This window comes from Pseudomonas sp. LS.1a (assembly GCF_022533585.1).
In the GTDB taxonomy this organism is placed as follows: domain Bacteria; phylum Pseudomonadota; class Gammaproteobacteria; order Pseudomonadales; family Pseudomonadaceae; genus Aquipseudomonas.
Genome location: NZ_CP092827.1, coordinates 1,143,618 through 1,159,085, shown reverse-complemented (window position 1 = coordinate 1,159,085; position 15,468 = coordinate 1,143,618). Strand labels below are relative to the sequence as shown.

Annotated in this window: 18 protein-coding genes; 4 read left to right on the top strand and 14 right to left on the bottom strand. The window is 63.4% G+C overall.

Features of this window, described 5'->3' with window-relative positions; all coding sequences use genetic code 11:
• Positions 1 to 47: 47 nt before the first annotated feature.
• The 9 genes from MKK04_RS05360 to ffh form a co-directional block, all read right to left on the bottom strand.
• On the bottom strand, positions 48 to 1,352 hold the full coding sequence (locus tag MKK04_RS05360) for a homoserine dehydrogenase (RefSeq protein WP_063911456.1): 1,305 nt from the start codon (positions 1,350 to 1,352) through the stop codon (positions 48 to 50).
• An 83-nt stretch (positions 1,353 to 1,435) separates the two neighbouring features.
• Complete coding sequence (locus tag MKK04_RS05355; protein WP_085624191.1) at positions 1,436 to 2,179, bottom strand: thioredoxin fold domain-containing protein; 744 nt, start codon at positions 2,177 to 2,179, stop codon at positions 1,436 to 1,438.
• Positions 2,180 to 2,332: 153 nt separating this feature from the next.
• Entirely contained in the window at positions 2,333 to 3,229 is an 897-nt protein-coding gene (xerD, locus tag MKK04_RS05350) for a site-specific tyrosine recombinase XerD (RefSeq protein WP_241106321.1), read from the bottom strand.
• Between the two features lie 170 nt (positions 3,230 to 3,399).
• Positions 3,400 to 3,807: an acyl-CoA thioesterase gene (locus tag MKK04_RS05345; protein WP_025337914.1), complete on the bottom strand. Its 408-nt coding sequence runs from the start codon at positions 3,805 to 3,807 to the stop codon at positions 3,400 to 3,402.
• A gap of 93 nt (positions 3,808 to 3,900) precedes the next feature.
• The gene (rplS, locus tag MKK04_RS05340; RefSeq protein ID WP_003252148.1) at positions 3,901 to 4,251 is read right to left on the bottom strand and encodes a 50S ribosomal protein L19; all 351 of its coding nucleotides are present in this window, start codon (positions 4,249 to 4,251) and stop codon (positions 3,901 to 3,903) included.
• 42 nt (positions 4,252 to 4,293) lie between these two features.
• Entirely contained in the window at positions 4,294 to 5,046 is a 753-nt protein-coding gene (trmD, locus tag MKK04_RS05335) for a tRNA (guanosine(37)-N1)-methyltransferase TrmD (protein ID WP_003252146.1), read from the bottom strand.
• A 3-nt stretch (positions 5,047 to 5,049) separates the two neighbouring features.
• On the bottom strand, positions 5,050 to 5,586 hold the full coding sequence (gene rimM, locus MKK04_RS05330; protein ID WP_025337913.1) for a ribosome maturation factor RimM: 537 nt from the start codon (positions 5,584 to 5,586) through the stop codon (positions 5,050 to 5,052).
• Positions 5,587 to 5,591: 5 nt separating this feature from the next.
• The gene (rpsP, locus tag MKK04_RS05325; protein ID WP_003259424.1) at positions 5,592 to 5,843 is read right to left on the bottom strand and encodes a 30S ribosomal protein S16; all 252 of its coding nucleotides are present in this window, start codon (positions 5,841 to 5,843) and stop codon (positions 5,592 to 5,594) included.
• Positions 5,844 to 6,102: 259 nt separating this feature from the next.
• Complete coding sequence (gene ffh / locus MKK04_RS05320) at positions 6,103 to 7,479, bottom strand: signal recognition particle protein (protein ID WP_013971189.1); 1,377 nt, start codon at positions 7,477 to 7,479, stop codon at positions 6,103 to 6,105.
• Between the two features lie 323 nt (positions 7,480 to 7,802).
• On the opposite strand from ffh, the gene MKK04_RS05315 reads away from it, so the two are divergent.
• The 3 genes from MKK04_RS05315 (at position 7,803) to MKK04_RS05305 (ending at position 11,389) form a co-directional block, all read left to right on the top strand.
• The gene (locus MKK04_RS05315; protein WP_233693915.1) at positions 7,803 to 8,612 is read left to right on the top strand and encodes a cytochrome C assembly family protein; all 810 of its coding nucleotides are present in this window, start codon (positions 7,803 to 7,805) and stop codon (positions 8,610 to 8,612) included.
• Positions 8,613 to 8,621: 9 nt separating this feature from the next.
• Complete coding sequence (locus MKK04_RS05310; RefSeq protein ID WP_241106320.1) at positions 8,622 to 9,827, top strand: transporter associated domain-containing protein; 1,206 nt, start codon at positions 8,622 to 8,624, stop codon at positions 9,825 to 9,827.
• Between the two features lie 260 nt (positions 9,828 to 10,087).
• A complete protein-coding gene (locus MKK04_RS05305; protein ID WP_233687220.1) occupies positions 10,088 to 11,389 on the top strand; it encodes an MFS transporter in 1,302 nt (433 codons plus the stop codon).
• Positions 11,390 to 11,503: 114 nt separating this feature from the next.
• On the opposite strand, the gene purT is transcribed toward MKK04_RS05305, so the two are convergent.
• The 5 genes from purT to MKK04_RS05280 form a co-directional block, all read right to left on the bottom strand.
• Complete coding sequence (gene purT, locus MKK04_RS05300) at positions 11,504 to 12,685, bottom strand: formate-dependent phosphoribosylglycinamide formyltransferase (protein ID WP_063911450.1); 1,182 nt, start codon at positions 12,683 to 12,685, stop codon at positions 11,504 to 11,506.
• Between the two features lie 76 nt (positions 12,686 to 12,761).
• Positions 12,762 to 13,229, bottom strand: a complete 468-nt coding sequence (locus MKK04_RS05295) for a VUT family protein (RefSeq protein ID WP_010952556.1) — start codon at positions 13,227 to 13,229, stop codon at positions 12,762 to 12,764.
• Positions 13,230 to 13,430: 201 nt separating this feature from the next.
• The gene (locus MKK04_RS05290; protein WP_207835678.1) at positions 13,431 to 13,625 is read right to left on the bottom strand and encodes a DUF1289 domain-containing protein; all 195 of its coding nucleotides are present in this window, start codon (positions 13,623 to 13,625) and stop codon (positions 13,431 to 13,433) included.
• Complete coding sequence (locus tag MKK04_RS05285; protein ID WP_112250926.1) at positions 13,618 to 14,142, bottom strand: gamma carbonic anhydrase family protein; 525 nt, start codon at positions 14,140 to 14,142, stop codon at positions 13,618 to 13,620. Before MKK04_RS05285 ends, MKK04_RS05290 begins: the two co-directional genes overlap by 8 nt.
• 44 nt (positions 14,143 to 14,186) lie before the next feature.
• Positions 14,187 to 14,786, bottom strand: coding sequence for a CoA pyrophosphatase (locus tag MKK04_RS05280; RefSeq protein ID WP_020191180.1), 600 nt, complete (start codon positions 14,784 to 14,786; stop codon positions 14,187 to 14,189).
• A 124-nt stretch (positions 14,787 to 14,910) separates the two neighbouring features.
• On the opposite strand from MKK04_RS05280, the gene MKK04_RS05275 reads away from it, so the two are divergent.
• Positions 14,911 to 15,462: an NUDIX hydrolase gene (locus MKK04_RS05275; protein WP_063911448.1), complete on the top strand. Its 552-nt coding sequence runs from the start codon at positions 14,911 to 14,913 to the stop codon at positions 15,460 to 15,462.
• Positions 15,463 to 15,468 lie beyond the last annotated feature (6 nt).

Here is a 15,468-nt window from a genome sequence, read left to right as displayed (position 1 = left end):
TTCGATGCTGGGGCCGGGGCCGCGCTGGCGGCCCGCCGGCACTATTGTTAGTTGAGCTGCTCGACGCGAATGCGCACGACCTTGCCGACCACGTCCTGCAGGGCTTCCAGGGCGACGATGGCATCGTTGATGCGCTGCTCGACCACGCGATGGGTCAGCAGGATCATCGGCACCAGGCCGTCCTGTTCCTCGGCTTCCTTCTGCATGATCGACTCGATGTTGATGCCACGCTCCGAGAGGATGCTGGCCACCTGGGCCAGTACCCCCGGGTGATCCTTGGCCTGGATGCGCAGGTAGTAGGCGCTTTCGCAGGCTTCGATCGGCAGGATAGGGTGGGCCGACAGCGAATCCGGCTGGAAGGCCAGGTGCGGTACGCGGTTTTCCGGGTCGGAGGTCATGGCGCGGACCACATCGACCACATCGCCGACCACCGACGAAGCGGTAGGCTCCATGCCGGCACCAGCGCCGTAGTACAGGGTGGAACCGGCAGCATCGCCGTTGACCATGACAGCGTTCATCACGCCATTGACATTGGCGATCAGGCGATCGGCCGGGATCAGCGTCGGGTGTACGCGCAGTTCAATGCCTTCGGCAGTGCGGCGGGCCACGCCCAGGTGCTTGATGCGGTAGCCCAGGGCCTCGGCGTAGTTCACGTCAGCAGTGGTCAGCTGGGTGATGCCTTCGGTGTAGGCCTTGTCGAATTGCAGCGGGATGCCGAAAGCGATCGAGGCGAGAATGGTCAGCTTGTGCGCGGCATCGATGCCTTCGACGTCGAAGGTCGGGTCGGCTTCGGCGTAACCCAGCGCCTGGGCTTCGGCCAGCACATCCGGGAAGGCACGGCCCTTCTCACGCATTTCGGTGAGGATGAAGTTGCCGGTGCCGTTGATGATGCCGGCCAGCCAGTTGATGTGGTTGGCCGACAGGCCTTCGCGGATGGCCTTGATCACCGGGATGCCACCGGCCACGGCCGCTTCGAAGGCGACGATCACACCCTTCTCGCGGGCCTTGGCGAAAATTTCGTTGCCGTGCACGGCAATCAGCGCCTTGTTGGCGGTGACCACGTGCTTGCCGTTCTCGATGGCCTTGAGCACCAGTTCGCGAGCCACGGTGTAGCCACCGATCAGCTCGATGACAATGTCGATCTCCGGGTTGCTCGCAACTTCGAACACGTCAGCGGTAATGGGGGTACCGGTAATCTGGCAGTTCGGGTTCTGCGAGCGCATGGCGATCTGTGCCACTTCAATACCGCGCCCGGCACGGCGGGCAATCTCCTCGGCGTTGCGCTGAAGTACATTGAAGGTTCCGCCACCGACGGTCCCCAACCCACAGATGCCTACTTTGACCGGTTTCACTGTGAACTCCCCATTGAACGGCCGACACCTATGCCGACCGTGAAACATGCCGTCACCCCATGACGACGGCGTACTGAATTGGATTACTTGGCCAGCGCCAGCTTGGCGACCTGCGGTGCCGGCTGGTAGCCCGGAATGACCTGGCCGCTTTCAAGGACGATCGCCGGCGTGCCGTTGACGCCGATCGACTGGCCCAGCTGGAACTGCTTGCTGACCGGGTTGGCGCACTTGGCGGCCTTGATTTCCTCACCCTCGACCATCTTGTCCATCGCCGCACGGCGGTCACTGGAACACCAGACGGCCTGCAACTGCTGGTCACCCGGCGAGCCGAGACCCTGGCGCGGGAAGGCGACATAGCGCACTTCGATACCGCGGCGGTTGAGTTCGGGCACCTCGGCGTGCAGCTTGTGGCAGTACGGGCAGGTGGTGTCGGTGAACACGGTGATGTGCGACTTGGTCTCGCCCTTGGCAGGATAAACCACCATCTCGGCGGCTGGAATGCCGTTGATGAGCTTGGCAATACCCAGGCGCTCGGTCTTTTCGGTGAGGTTGACCGGCTTGCCGTCCTGGATCTGGAACAGGTAGCCCTGCATCACGAACTGGCCGTCGCCGCTGGCATAGAGCACGCGGCCACCCTGCAGCTTGACTTCATACAGGCCGCTGACCGGGCTGCTGGCCACGCTTTCGACGGGCACTTCCAGCTCGAGGTTCTGCAACGACTTACGGATGGCCTGCTCGGCAGCGGTATTGCTGTCGGTTGCCGCAGCAACGGCAAAGGTACTGGCCAGCGCCAACGCGGCGGCGGCGAAAAACTGGGTCACGCGCATGGGAACTCCTGAAGGCGGACAGGGGCCGGAGGGCGCCACCTGCGGAAAATACGCGGTGACCGTGCGGCCCTTGGTGCAAACCGCTCAAGCCTACCACATCACACCGCCGGTGAAGGGCCTTGCAAGGACCGGTCGGCGGAACATGAAAAACATTCATCCACGCGGGTGGTGCCGGGCGTGCAGTTGCTGCAGGCGGGCCTTGGCGACATGGGTGTAGATCTGCGTGGTCGACAGGTCACTGTGGCCCAGCAGCATCTGTACCACGCGCAGGTCGGCACCGTGGTTGAGCAGATGGGTGGCGAAGGCGTGGCGCAGGGTGTGTGGCGACAGCGGTTTGTCGATGCCGGCGACCCGGGTATGGTGCTTGATGCGATGCCAGAAGGTCTGGCGGGTCATCTGCTCGCCACGCAGGCTGGGGAACAGGACGTCGCTGGGGCGGCCATTGAGCAGTTCGGCGCGGCCATCGCGCAGGTAGCGCTGCAGCCACAGCACCGCCTCTTCGCCCATGGGCACCAGGCGCTCCTTGCTGCCCTTGCCCATCACCCGCAGCACGCCCTGGCGCAGGTTGACCTGGTCGAGAGCCAGGCTGACCAGTTCGGTAACCCGCAGACCGCAGGCGTAGAGCACTTCGAGCATGGCGCGGTCACGTTGGCCGATGGCTTCGCCCAGGTCCGGAGCCTGCAGCAAGGCTTCGACGTCGGCTTCGGACAGCGACTTGGGCAGTGGCTTGCCCAGTTGCGGCATGTCGACTTGCAAGGTCGGGTCGATGGCCACCAGCTTTTCCCGCAGCAGGTAGCGGAAGAAGCCACGCAGGCCGGACAGGAAGCGTGCCGTGGAGCGCGGTTTGTAGCCTTGGTCGAGGCGCCAGGCCAGGTGGTCGAGAATCAGGTCGCGGCCAGCGTCGGGCAAGCTGACGCCGTGTTCCTGCAGCCAGCCGTTGAACAGGGCCAGGTCGCTGCGGTAGGACACGCGAGTGTTGTCGGACAGACCCTTTTCAAGCCACAGGGCGTCGAGGAACTGGTCGATCAGGGGGTGGTCTAGGACGGGCATGCGGGGCTGCTGGGTGTTGAAGGTGGCTTAGTGTTTCACAGCAGCATAATTGTTGTCTGTACTGGCCTCTTCGCGGCTAAAGCCGCTCCCACAGGGATATCACCGCCCTCGAGGTATGTGCGATCCCTGTGGGAGCGGCTTTAGCCGCGAAAGGGCCAGTGCAGGAGAACTCAGGCCTGGGGCAGAACCGGCACCGGGCGCTTGTCCTCGTCGATGGCGACGAAGCTGAACACGCCATGGATCGCTCGCTCGCGCCCATCCAGGTACATATTCTCGACAAATACATCCACTTGCACCTGCAAGCTGGTATTGCCCACCTTGATCACCGACCCCACCAGCTCCACGATCGAGCCCGCCGGAATCGGGTGCTTGAAGTCGATGCGGTCGGTGGACACGGTCACCAGCGGCAGGCGGCAGAAGCGCGTGGCGGCGATGAACGACACTTCGTCCATCCAGGCCAGGGCGGTGCCGCCGAACAGGGTGTTGTGGTGGTTGGTGGTGTTGGGAAATACCGCCTTGGTCACGCGGGTCACCGACAGCTCGGTGCGGCGCAGGATTTCCTGGTCTCGGGTAGTCATGGCAATCACATCTTCGGGGGGCAAAAAGCAAAAAAGCAGCCCGAAGGCTGCTTTTTTCTCGCTAGGCGGCCTTGGCCACCGGGCAAACTGTACTCAGGACAGTTTTTCCTTGATGCGAGCGGCTTTGCCGGACAGGTCGCGCAGGTAGTACAGCTTGGCTTTACGCACGTCACCACGACGTTTCACGGCCAGGCTGTCGATTTGCGGGCTGTAGGTCTGGAAGGTACGCTCTACGCCAACGCCGCTGGAGATCTTGCGCACGGTGAAGGCGCTGTTCAGACCGCGGTTACGCTTGGCGATAACGACGCCTTCGAACGCCTGCAGACGGGAACGCTCACCTTCCTTCACTTTAACCTGAACGACAACGGTGTCGCCTGGTGCGAAGGTCGGGATTTCCTTGCTCATCTGCTCGGCTTCGAGCTGCTGGATGATCTTGTTGGTCATGCTGTGCTCCTAAGATGGATACGTGATCCACCATCGATACGTTTAACTATCGTCCCGCTCGCGGAGATATTCCTCGAGCAGCTTCTTCTCTTCTCCAGAAAGCGAGCGACTTTCCAGAAGATCGGCGCGTCGTTCGAAGGTCCTACCAAGGGACTGCTTCATTCTCCAACGCCGGATGTGTGCATGGTTGCCACTTAGCAACACGTCGGGAACACGCTGATCCGCATACACCTCAGGTCGGGTGTAGTGCGGGCAATCGAGCAGACCGTCGGTGAAAGAATCTTCTTCCGCCGAGTCCACATGCCCTAAAGCTCCGGGCAGCAGCCGTGTAACCGCATCGATCAGTACCATGGCCGGCAGCTCGCCACCGGAAAGCACATAGTCGCCAATCGACCACTCCTCATCGACATGAGCCTCGATAAAGCGCTCGTCGATGCCTTCATAACGACCGGCGATCAGGATCAACGATTCCTGTTCGGCCAGGCCTTTGACCGCCTGCTGAGTCAGCTTGCGGCCTTGTGGCGAAAGGTAGATCACCTTCGCCGCTGCTCCGGTCGCTTGCCTGGCGCTAACCAGGGCGTCTTCCAGAGGCTTGATTTTCATCACCATGCCCGGACCACCGCCAAACGGCCGATCATCCACCGTGTGGTGACGATCTGTGGTGTAGTCCCGCGGGTTCCAGCAAGTCACCTGAAGCAACCCCTGTTTCACCGCGCGGCTGGTAATGCCGTACTCCGTGATGGCCGAGAACATCTCGGGGAACAACGTGATGACGTCTACGCGAAGGTTACCCATCGTTTAGAAGTCCGCGTCCCATTCAACCCGCATCACGCCAGCTTCCAGGTCGATGTCGAGCACGCATTGCGCCGTATAGGGCAACAGACGCTCGCGATCATCCAGGCTGCCTGCGCAGGGCTTGACCACCATTACATCGTTCGCACCGGTCTCCAACAGGTGATCGACCTTGCCGAACAGTTGTTCGTCCTGGTTGATGACCTTCAGGCCCACCAACTGGTACCAGTAGTACTCGTCAGCAGCCAGGTTGGGCAAAAGGCTCCGCGGTATGCAGATTTCGTAACCGCTCAGAAGACGGGCTTCATCGCGATCATCGAGGCCTTTCAGCTTCACGACCAGGCCCTTCTGGGAGCCACGACCGTTGACCAGCTCGACCTGCTTTACCTTGCCTTCGTGCCGAAGCGTCCAGCGCGGATAATCCAACAGGTTTTCAATCGGATCGGTAAAGGAATACACCTTCACCTCGCCGCGAACGCCGTGAACCGAAAAAATCTTGCCAACGACGATGAGGTCGTCAGCCTTTTCTGGCGTCGCGTTCATACTGCTCAGGCAGCAGCCTTGGCAGCGTCCTTCAGCAGCTGAGCAACGCGCTCAGACGGCTGTGCACCCTGGCTCAGCCAGTAGTTGACGCGCTCTTGGTTGACCGACAGCTTGACTTCGGCGCCAGCAGCGATCGGGTTGAAGAAACCTACGCGCTCAACGAAACGGCCGTCACGGGCGTTACGCGAGTTGGTCACGGTCAGGTGGTAGAATGGGCGCTTTTTCGAGCCGCCACGGGCCAGACGAATGGTTACCATGTGAACATCGTTCCTATAGTCGGTGCTGCAGTTGATACAGCAGCTGGTACTGCAAATCTGAATGCCAAATAGGCACACGGGTGCCCAAAAGGCCGCATATTCTCGGGGAATACACGGACATTTGCAAATGACTTTTTCGGCAAGGCCCTGCCCTGCCGTCCAGATCTGCCGGTTGAGCCGCGAAATCCGCGGCCATTGCCCCGCCACAGCGGGGGTTCTGGGCGCCTGCCGGACGAACGGCAGGCACCCGGAATAGGGGTTACAGCTTCGGCATGCCGCCGCCCGGCAGCATCCCGCCCAGGCCGCGCATCATCTTGGCCATGCCGCCCTTGGCGGAGAATTTCTTCATCATCTTCTGCATTTGCTTGTGCTGCTTGATCAGGCGGCCGACGTCCTGCACCTGGGTGCCGGAACCGATGGCGATACGGCGCTTGCGCGAGCCGCTGATCAACTCTGGATCACGGCGCTCGGCCGGGGTCATGGAGTTGATGATCGCTTCCATCTGCTTGAACTGCTTCTCGGCCGCGCCCTGGGCGTTGCCCATCTGCGACAGGTTGACCCCGCCGATGCTCGGCAGCTTGTCCATCAGGCCGCCGAGGCCGCCCATGTTCTTCATCTGCTGCAGCTGATCGCGGAAGTCTTCGAGGTCGAAGCCCTTGCCCTTCTTCAGCTTCTTGGCCAGCTTGTCGGCCTTGGCCTTGTCGATGTTCTGCTCGGCCTGCTCGATCAGGCTGAGCACGTCACCCATGCCGAGGATGCGCGAGGCGACACGGTCGGGGTGGAATGGTTCGAGGGCTTCGGTCTTCTCGCCCATACCGATGAACTTGATCGGCTTGCCGGTGATGGCACGCACCGACAGCGCGGCACCGCCACGGGCGTCACCGTCGACCTTGGTCAGCACCACGCCGGTCAGCGGCAGCGCCTCGCCAAACGCCTTGGCGGTGTTGGCGGCGTCCTGGCCGGTCATGGCGTCGACCACGAACAGGGTCTCGATCGGCTTGACCGCGGCGTGCAGCGCCTTGATCTCGTCCATCATGTCGGCGTCGATGTGCAGACGGCCGGCGGTGTCGACGATGACCACATCGATGAACTTCAGCTTGGCTTCGCGGATGGCCGCTTCAGCGATGGCCACCGGCTTCTGGCTGATGTCGGACGGGAAGAAGGTGACACCGATGTCGTTGGCCAGGGTTTCCAGCTGCTTGATCGCCGCCGGGCGGTAGACGTCGGCGGACACTACCATCACGCTCTTTTTCTTGCGCTCCTTGAGGAAGCGCGCCAGCTTGCCGGCGGTGGTGGTCTTACCGGCGCCCTGCAGGCCGGCCATCAGCACCACGGCGGGCGGGGCGGCGTTCAGCGCGAGGTCTTCATTGGCCGCGCCCATAAGGCTTTCCAGCTCGGCCTGGACGATCTTCACGAACGCCTGGCCAGGGGTCAGGCTGCGCGACACTTCGGTGCCGACTGCACGGTCCTTGACGCTGTTGACGAAATCCTTGACCACCGGCAGGGCAACGTCGGCCTCGAGCAGGGCCATGCGCACTTCGCGCAGCGTGTCCTTGATGTTGTCTTCGGTCAGCTTGGCCTTGCCGGTGACATGGCGCAGCGTCTGTGACAGGCGGTCGGTCAGGTTTTCGAACATGGTGATCCTTTCAGGCCCAGTAAAAGCCGAGGTTTGTCAGGCGCCCAGGGGGAATGCATACCCGCCGGGCACAGCAAGGCGGCGATTATAGCGAAGTGCGACGGCGGCGCACACCTTGGCGGCGGTATGGTAGATAATCGGTGGCTGTGCCGGCCTCTTCGCGGGTGAACCCGCTCCCACAGGGTCCCCACCCCATTCGAAACCGGCGCCATACCTGTGGGAGCGGGTTCACCCGCGAATACCGCACCGCAGCCTGCCAGTCTTCCTAGACCAGCGCGATCTATGCCAAACTCCGTCTCTTTAAGGCTCGCCAACCAGGACTTATGTTCTCCTCACCCAGCCTCCTCCCCAACCTGATCGCCGCCGGCCTATATATAGCCGCGGCCATCTACCAGGGTTCCTACCTTGCCCGTAACCGCAAGGCCGACAAGCGCCTGCTTGCCCTGCTGGGTGCCTTCGCGGTGCTCGCCCAGGCCGGTGCGCTGTTCTTCCAGCTGATCACCCCGCTGGGCCTGAGCCTGGACTTCTTCAGTGCCGCCAGCCTGATCGCCGTGGCGGTCATCGCCCTGACCCTGCTGGCCTGCTTGCGCATACCCGTGGAGAACCTGCTGGTGCTGCTGTTCCCGCTGGGTGCGGTGACTGCGCTGCTGGCCCAGTTCGCGCCCCCTGGCACGGTACCGCTGGTAAACGAAGAGCCGGGCATCCTCGCGCATATCCTGCTGTCGATCCTGGCCTACGGGCTGTTCACCATCGCGGTGTTCCAGGCGCTGTTGTTGCTGCTGCAGGACCGCCAGTTGAAGAACAAGCACCCGTCCGGGCTGATCCGCAACTTCCCGCCGCTGCAAACCATGGAAAGCCTGCTGTTCGGCTTCCTCTGGGCCGGCTGGTGCCTGCTGTCGCTGTCGCTGATCTCCGGCTGGCTGTTCCTCGACAACCTGTTCGCCCAGCACCTGGCACACAAGACCCTGCTGGCCTGTGTCGCCTGGGTAGTGTTCAGCGTACTGTTGTGGGGCCGCACCCGCCTGGGCTGGCGTGGCCACAAGGCCATCCGCTGGACGCTGGCCGGTTTCTGCCTGCTGATGCTGGCCTATTTCGGCAGCAAGCTGGTTCGCGAATTCATCCTGCATATCTGACGGCCGCCCATGGATACCCTGCCGTACGCACCGCTATTCGGCACCCTGGCACTGGCGCTGTTGTGGTCGTCGCTATTCACTGCGGTGGATGCCGCCCGCCTGCAACTCAATGGCGCGCTGCGCGCCGGCGAGGACGGCCAGCCCGTGCTGCCGGCCCAGGCCCTGGTGCTGTGCGCCAGCCTGGGCAAGCTGCTGGTGCTGGGCCTGGCCTGCCTGGTCGGCCAGCGCCATAGCGGCGAACACGGCTTCTGGCTGGCCGGGCTGGCCGCCACCCTCACCTTGCTGGTGTTCGCCGAATACCTGCCGCGGCGCCTGGCCCGGCGCAACCCGCAGGCGTTCGTCAGCCTCGGCGCCAGCCTGCTGAAAGTGCCCCTCACCCTGCTGCAACCACTGGCCTGCCTGCTGGATGGCGTTGCCAAGCTGATCCTGCGTCCGTTCCGCGTGCAACCCACGGCCGTGGCCCTGCACCCGCAGGAAGCCGACGAGTTCGACGAGGACGAGGAACACGAAGCGCCGCGCCACGGCCTGCTCGACGGCCTGCAGTCACTGGACAAGATGACCGTCAACGACATCCTGGTACCGCGCAACGAAGTGGACGGCATCAGCCTCGACGAGCCGATCGAGCGCATCATCGAGCAACTGATCGTCAGCCGCCACACCCGCCTGCCGGTGTACCACAGCGACATCAACCAGGTTGAAGCGATCCTCAACACCAAGCTGATCAGCCACCTGCTGCCCAAGGCCGAGCTGACCCTGGAGACGCTGCTCGGCGCCTGCTACGAGCCCTATTTCGTGCCGGAGAGCACGCCCCTGCAAATGCAGCTGCTGAACTTCCACAAGCAGCAGCGCCGCCTGGGCGTGGTGGTGGACGAGTACGGCGAAGTGCTGGGCATCGTCACCCTGGAAGACATCCTCGAAGAGATCGTTGGCGAGTTCGAGGATGAACACAGTTTGGTCAACCCCCATGTGCACCCGCAGCCCGATGGCACCTTCGTCATCGACGGCACCGCTTCGCTACGCGAAATCAACCGCAGCCTGGGCTGGCACCTGCCCTGCGACGGCGGGCCGAAAACCCTCAACGGGCTGGTCACCGAGGCGCTGGAAAGCATCCCGGAAAGCGCCGTTTGCCTGAAGATCGGCCGCTATCGCCTGGAAATCCTCGAAACAGAGGACAATTGTGCCAGCAAGGTACTGGTGTGGACCGTGACCCGATAGCTATACTCGGGTCACGCTTACCCAGCCCCGCCGTCCCGCCTGCTACCCGCACCCGGCGCCCCACGGCCAGTCCGCTCCACTGACACGCCCTGCGGTCCTGCTTCAACACCCCGAACAGTGCCCGCCCCCGCCCCTATCCCCCTTGGGCTATCGTCAGTCGGGCGCACACAACAACAAAACGCTCCCGCGTCCACGCAGCGGTGCTTGCCTTTTGCCTCGCACGCCCATGGAGCTGGACCAGACTGTTAGGGACCTACTTAATGACAATCAGCAGCACCTATGCCGAAGCGCCTGCCGCGCCGGTCAACTCGCCCGCGCGGGTAGCCACCGCCAGCTTCATCGGCACCGCCATCGAGTTCTACGATTTCTACGTCTACGCCACCGCCGCTGCACTGGTGATCGGCCCGGTGTTCTTCCCGTCCGGGTCGGGCACTGCGCAGATGCTGGCGGCCTTTCTTACCTTCGGCATCGCCTTCCTCGCCCGCCCGCTGGGCTCGGCACTGTTCGGCCACTTTGGCGACCGTATCGGCCGCAAGTCGACCCTGGTCGCCTCACTGCTGCTGATGGGCGTATCCACGACGGCCATCGGCGTGCTGCCGGGCTACGACAGCATTGGTGTATGGGCGCCGATCATCCTCTGCCTGCTGCGTTTTGGCCAAGGCCTGGGCCTGGGCGGCGAATGGGGTGGTGCGGCCTTGCTGGCCACCGAGAACGCGCCGGAAGGCAAGCGAGCCTGGTTCGGCATGTTCCCGCAGTTGGGCCCGTCGATCGGCTTTTTGGCCGCCAACGGCCTGTTCCTGACCCTGGCCCTGGTGCTCAGCGACGAGCAGTTCCGCGAGTGGGGCTGGCGCATTCCGTTCCTGCTCAGCGCCGCGCTGGTACTGGTGGGCCTGTATGTGCGCCTGAAGCTTGAAGAAAGCCCGGTGTTCGCCAAGGCCGTGGCCCGCCACGAGCGGGTGAAAATGCCGGTGGTCGACCTGTTTTCCAGATACTGGCTGCAGACCCTGCTGGGCGCAGCGGCGATGGTGGTGTGCTACGCGCTGTTCTACATCTCCACGGTATTCTCGCTGAGCTATGGCGTGACCACGCTGGGCTACAGCCGCGAGACGTTCCTTGGCCTGCTGTGCTTCGCGGTGGTGTTCATGGCCCTGGCCACACCACTGTCGGCCTGGCTCAGCGACCGCTACGGGCGCAAACCGGTGCTGATCGTCGGCGGCCTGCTGGCGGTAGCCTCGGGCTTTGCCATGGAACCGCTGCTGACTTCGGGGTCGACCGCAGGCGTGGCGCTGTTTCTGGCCATCGAGCTGTTCCTGATGGGCGTGACCTTTGCGCCGATGGGGGCACTGCTGCCTGAACTGTTCCCGACTCACGTGCGTTATACCGGCGCTTCGGCGGCGTATAACCTGGGCGGCATCGTCGGGGCCTCGGCGGCACCGTTCTTTGCCCAGAAGCTGGTGAGCATGGGTGGGTTAAGTTGGGTGGGGGGATATGTATCGGCGGCGGCGGTGATCAGCTTGATTGCCGTACTGTGCCTGAAAGAGACCCGCAATACGCAGCTGTAAGTAATTGGGGCCGCGTTGCGGCCCTTCGCGGGCACGCCCGCTCCCACAGGGGTAGCGCCGAAACCTGTGGGAGCGGGCGTGCCCGCGAAGGGCTGCAACGCAGCCCCGATCGGATCAGAACTCGACCTTGACCGCCTGCGCAGCACGGGTCGCCTTGGCCCGCGCCAATTCGACCGACTCGTCACGCGCCAGGCACACGCCCATGCGGCGGGTACCGTTGATTTCCGGCTTGCCGAACAGGCGAATGGCGGTATCCGGCTCGCTCAAGGCAGCGCCCAGGTTGGCAAAGCTGGTCTGCTGCGACTGCCCCTCAGGCAAGATCACCGCCGACGCCGACGGGCCGAACTGGCGCACGGCCGGAATCGGCAGGCCAAGAATGGCACGGGCATGCAGGGCAAACTGCGACAGGTCCTGGGAAATCAGGGTCACCAGGCCGGTGTCATGCGGGCGTGGCGAGACTTCGCTGAACCACACCTGGTCGCCCTTCACGAACAGTTCCACGCCAAACAGGCCACGACCGCCCAGGGCATCGGTGACCGCCTTGGCCACCCGCTGCGACTCGGCCAGTGCCTTCGGGCTCATGGCCTGCGGCTGCCACGACTCCTGGTAGTCACCCTTCTCCTGGCGGTGGCCGACTGGCTCGAGGAAGGTGGTACCGCCGACGTGGCGCACGGTCAGCAGGGTGATTTCGTATTCGAAATCGATGAAGCCCTCGACGATGACCCGGCCCTTGCCGGCGCGGCCGCCTTCCTGGGCGTAGTCCCACGACTTCTGCAGGTCGGCATCGCTGCGCAGCAGGCTCTGGCCCTTGCCCGACGAGCTCATCACCGGTTTGACCACGCACGGGTAGCCGACATCGGCCACGGCCTTGGCGTAGTCTTCGTAGGTGTCGGCGAAGTGGTATGGCGAGGTTGGCAGGTCAAGCTCTTCGGCGGCCAGGCGGCGGATGCCTTCGCGGTTCATGGTCAGCTGGGTGGCGCGGGCGGTCGGCACCACGTTGAAACCTTCGTTTTCCAGCTCGACCAGGGTGGCGGTGGCGATGGCTTCGATTTCAGGGACGATGTAGTGCGGTTTTTCGGCCTCGATCACGGCGCGCAGGGCCACGCCATCGAGCATGTTGACCACGTGGCTGCGGTGCGCCACCTGCATTGCCGGGGCATTGGCGTAGCGGTCGACGGCGATCACTTCGACGCCCAGGCGCTGCAGCTCGATCACCACTTCCTTGCCCAGCTCGCCACAGCCGCAGAGCAGTACACGGGTCGCGGTGGGCGACAAGGGGGTTCCGATACGGGTCATTTCAGGTCCTCGAAGGCGTCCGGGGCCGCACCAGGCTTGGCGCCGCCCGCTGAAAAAGGACCGCTATTCTACACCATCAACCCGCCACGGCGGCCCGCCGGGCGCGAAATGCCATGGCCAGCCACACGGCGGTGACACCGGCGAATTTCGAGGCCATGGCGGTGCCGATCACGGCTGGGGTCAGGGCACCGATCATGCCGAAGAAGATGAAGGTGTCGACCGGGATGCTCAGTGCCGAGCTCAGCCACAGGCGGTCGCGCAGCGGTCGGCGGGTAATGCTGAACACCAGCCAGTCGATCAGTTCGGAAATGAAGAACGCGGTGGCACTGGCCAGGGCGATGGCCGGTTCCGAGGTGACATAGGACAGCACCAGCGCCACCAGCATGGCGACCAGTGCACCATGGCCGAAACGGGTCTGCACCATGTCGCGCAGGATGAACACCAGGCCGCCCCAGGCGGACCAGATGATGTCCAGGTGCGGCGCGCTGGAGAAGGCGTAGTTGATCAGCACTACGCTGCTGATGTAGGCAATCAGATAGAACATGGCGGGTAGTCTGTGGGCAAGCCGCACAGATTACCGCTGGCTTGTTCGTGGGTAAACCCGCCCCATCGGTACAACATCAGCTTTGAAGGCTGCGCAATGCCTGTGGGAGCGGGTTCACCCGCGAAGAATCCAACACGGTGGATGGCACCGGCTGCGCCGGTGTTCGCGGGTGAACCCGCTCCCACAGGGGGGCGCGTCAGCCTACAGGATGAGGCCGGCCTCCACTGCCCTTTCATGGCAACGCCTGAGCACCGCGCGGCGCTCGTCGTTGTCCATCCGCCCCCAGCGGCTGATTTCCGCCACGCTACGCTGGCAACCGGTGCAGATATCCTGCTCGTCCAGTGCACAGATGCTCACGCACGGCGAGGCCACCGGCCGCTCTACGACATCACTCATCGTCAACCACCAACTCCCGTGCATAACGCTGGGCATTGTGCACGTAATGCGCAGCACTGGCTTCGAGCATGCGCTTTTGCTGTTCGGTCAGCTCACGCACCACCTTGCCCGGCGAGCCCATCACCAGTGAACCGTCGGGAATCTCCTTGCCTTCTGCAATCAACGCATTGGCGCCGATGATGCAGTGCTTGCCGATACGCGCGCCATTGAGGATCACCGCGTTGATACCGACCAGGCTGTAGTCGCCCACCGTGCAGCCATGCAGCATGGCGTTGTGGCCAACGGTCACGCCCTTGCCCAAGGTCAGCGGCGACCCCATGTCGGTGTGCATCACCGTGCCATCCTGCACGTTGCTGCCCTCGCCAATGTCGATCAGCTCGTTGTCCCCGCGCAGCACCGCGCCAAACCACACGCTGGCATTGGCCTGCAGGCGCACCTTGCCGATCAGCGTGGCGTTGGGTGCGGCCCAACTGGTGGGGTGGCTCTCGACCCGCAGGTCGCCCAGGCGGTATTTCATGCTTGCTCCTCAGGCTGCAACGCAGACGACGGGGTTGGCCCCGCTCAGTTTTCGATGTGACGCTCAGGGGGCTGGTGCAGGCTGATGCCGGCATCGAACAGCAGGTTGACCAGTTCGACGATCATGATCGCCGACAACCCCCAGATCTTGTATTCACCATAGCGATAGCTGGGCACATACCAACTGCGCCCCTGGTAATCGATACGGTGGGTATGGTCGCGCGGGTCCTGGCGGAAGAACTCCAGCGGCACGGTGAATACTGCCGCGATCTCGGCATCATTGGCGCGGTATTCGACAAAATCGGGGATAAGCCCGACGAATGGCGTCACTTTCAGGCCATGCAGCGAAATCAGCGGGCTGAGCGGGCCGATCACTTCCACCAGGCCGGGCGGCAAGCCGATTTCCTCTTCAGCTTCACGTAGCGCGGTGAACACCAGGTCGGGGTCTTCCGGGTCGCGGCGACCGCCGGGAAAGGCCACTTCGCCGCCATGGGTGGACAGGCCTTTGGCGCGCAGGGTCAGGACCAGTTCGGGCGCTTCGCTGCGGGTAATGGGCAAAAGAACCGCCGCTTCGGGGAACCGTCGGTCGGTTTCCAGTGATGCGGGTTGGTGGTTGCTCATTCGGCGAAGTAGCTCGTCCAGCATTGCGCACGCTCGTATCCAAGGCCTGTCTTGCATGATGCACCAAAGGCGCGAAGCACCCAAGCCCTGTGCGCTTGCGGCGGCCCGGCCGGCGCGCCAAGATAGCCCAGAGCAAAAGGAACGACACATGAAATTCTGCAGCGCGTGCGGCCAGCCGGTCACTCAGCGGATCCCCGAGGGCGACAGCCGCCTGCGGTATGTCTGCGAGTCTTGCCAGACCATCCACTACCAGAACCCCAACATCGTCGCCGGCGTGTTGCCGACCTGGCGCAGCCAGGTGCTGCTGTGCCGGCGCGCCATCGAGCCACGCCGCGGCTTCTGGACCCTGCCTGCCGGTTTCATGGAAAACGGCGAAACCCTCGACCAGGCCGCCCGTCGCGAAACCGTCGAGGAAGCCTGCGCCCGGGTCGGCAGCATGAGCCTGTACCAGCTGTTCGACCTGCCACACATCAACCAGGTGCACGTGTTCTTCCGCGCCGAGCTGGCAGACCTTGATTTCGCGGTCGGTGTCGAAAGCCTGGAAGTGCGGCTGTTCGAAGAACATGAGATTCCGTGGGGCGAGCTGGCTTTCCGCACCGTCACTCGCACACTAGAATGCTACTATCGCGACCGCATCGGGCAGCATTACCCCATAGGCCATGAATACCTGCCGCCGATGAACGTCTCGACCACTACCTAGAAGCCT

Coding starts and splice junctions, on each gene's coding strand:
- MKK04_RS05295 (WP_010952556.1), bottom strand. CDS start 13,229: ATGTTCTATCTGATTGCCTACATCAGCAGCGTAGTGCTGATCAACTAC.
- MKK04_RS05355 (WP_085624191.1), bottom strand. CDS start 2,179: ATGCGCGTGACCCAGTTTTTCGCCGCCGCCGCGTTGGCGCTGGCCAGT.
- MKK04_RS05285 (WP_112250926.1), bottom strand. CDS start 14,142: ATGAAATACCGCCTGGGCGACCTGCGGGTCGAGAGCCACCCCACCAGT.
- xerD (WP_241106321.1), bottom strand. CDS start 3,229: ATGCCCGTCCTAGACCACCCCCTGATCGACCAGTTCCTCGACGCCCTG.
- ffh (WP_013971189.1), bottom strand. CDS start 7,479: ATGTTCGAAAACCTGACCGACCGCCTGTCACAGACGCTGCGCCATGTC.
- MKK04_RS05310 (WP_241106320.1), top strand. CDS start 8,622: ATGGATACCCTGCCGTACGCACCGCTATTCGGCACCCTGGCACTGGCG.
- rpsP (WP_003259424.1), bottom strand. CDS start 5,843: ATGGTAACCATTCGTCTGGCCCGTGGCGGCTCGAAAAAGCGCCCATTC.
- MKK04_RS05305 (WP_233687220.1), top strand. CDS start 10,088: ATGACAATCAGCAGCACCTATGCCGAAGCGCCTGCCGCGCCGGTCAAC.
- rplS (WP_003252148.1), bottom strand. CDS start 4,251: ATGACCAACAAGATCATCCAGCAGCTCGAAGCCGAGCAGATGAGCAAG.
- rimM (WP_025337913.1), bottom strand. CDS start 5,586: ATGAACGCGACGCCAGAAAAGGCTGACGACCTCATCGTCGTTGGCAAG.
- trmD (WP_003252146.1), bottom strand. CDS start 5,046: ATGGGTAACCTTCGCGTAGACGTCATCACGTTGTTCCCCGAGATGTTC.
- MKK04_RS05345 (WP_025337914.1), bottom strand. CDS start 3,807: ATGACTACCCGAGACCAGGAAATCCTGCGCCGCACCGAGCTGTCGGTG.
- MKK04_RS05315 (WP_233693915.1), top strand. CDS start 7,803: ATGTTCTCCTCACCCAGCCTCCTCCCCAACCTGATCGCCGCCGGCCTA.
- MKK04_RS05290 (WP_207835678.1), bottom strand. CDS start 13,625: ATGAGTGATGTCGTAGAGCGGCCGGTGGCCTCGCCGTGCGTGAGCATC.
- MKK04_RS05280 (WP_020191180.1), bottom strand. CDS start 14,786: ATGCTGGACGAGCTACTTCGCCGAATGAGCAACCACCAACCCGCATCA.
- purT (WP_063911450.1), bottom strand. CDS start 12,685: ATGACCCGTATCGGAACCCCCTTGTCGCCCACCGCGACCCGTGTACTG.
- MKK04_RS05275 (WP_063911448.1), top strand. CDS start 14,911: ATGAAATTCTGCAGCGCGTGCGGCCAGCCGGTCACTCAGCGGATCCCC.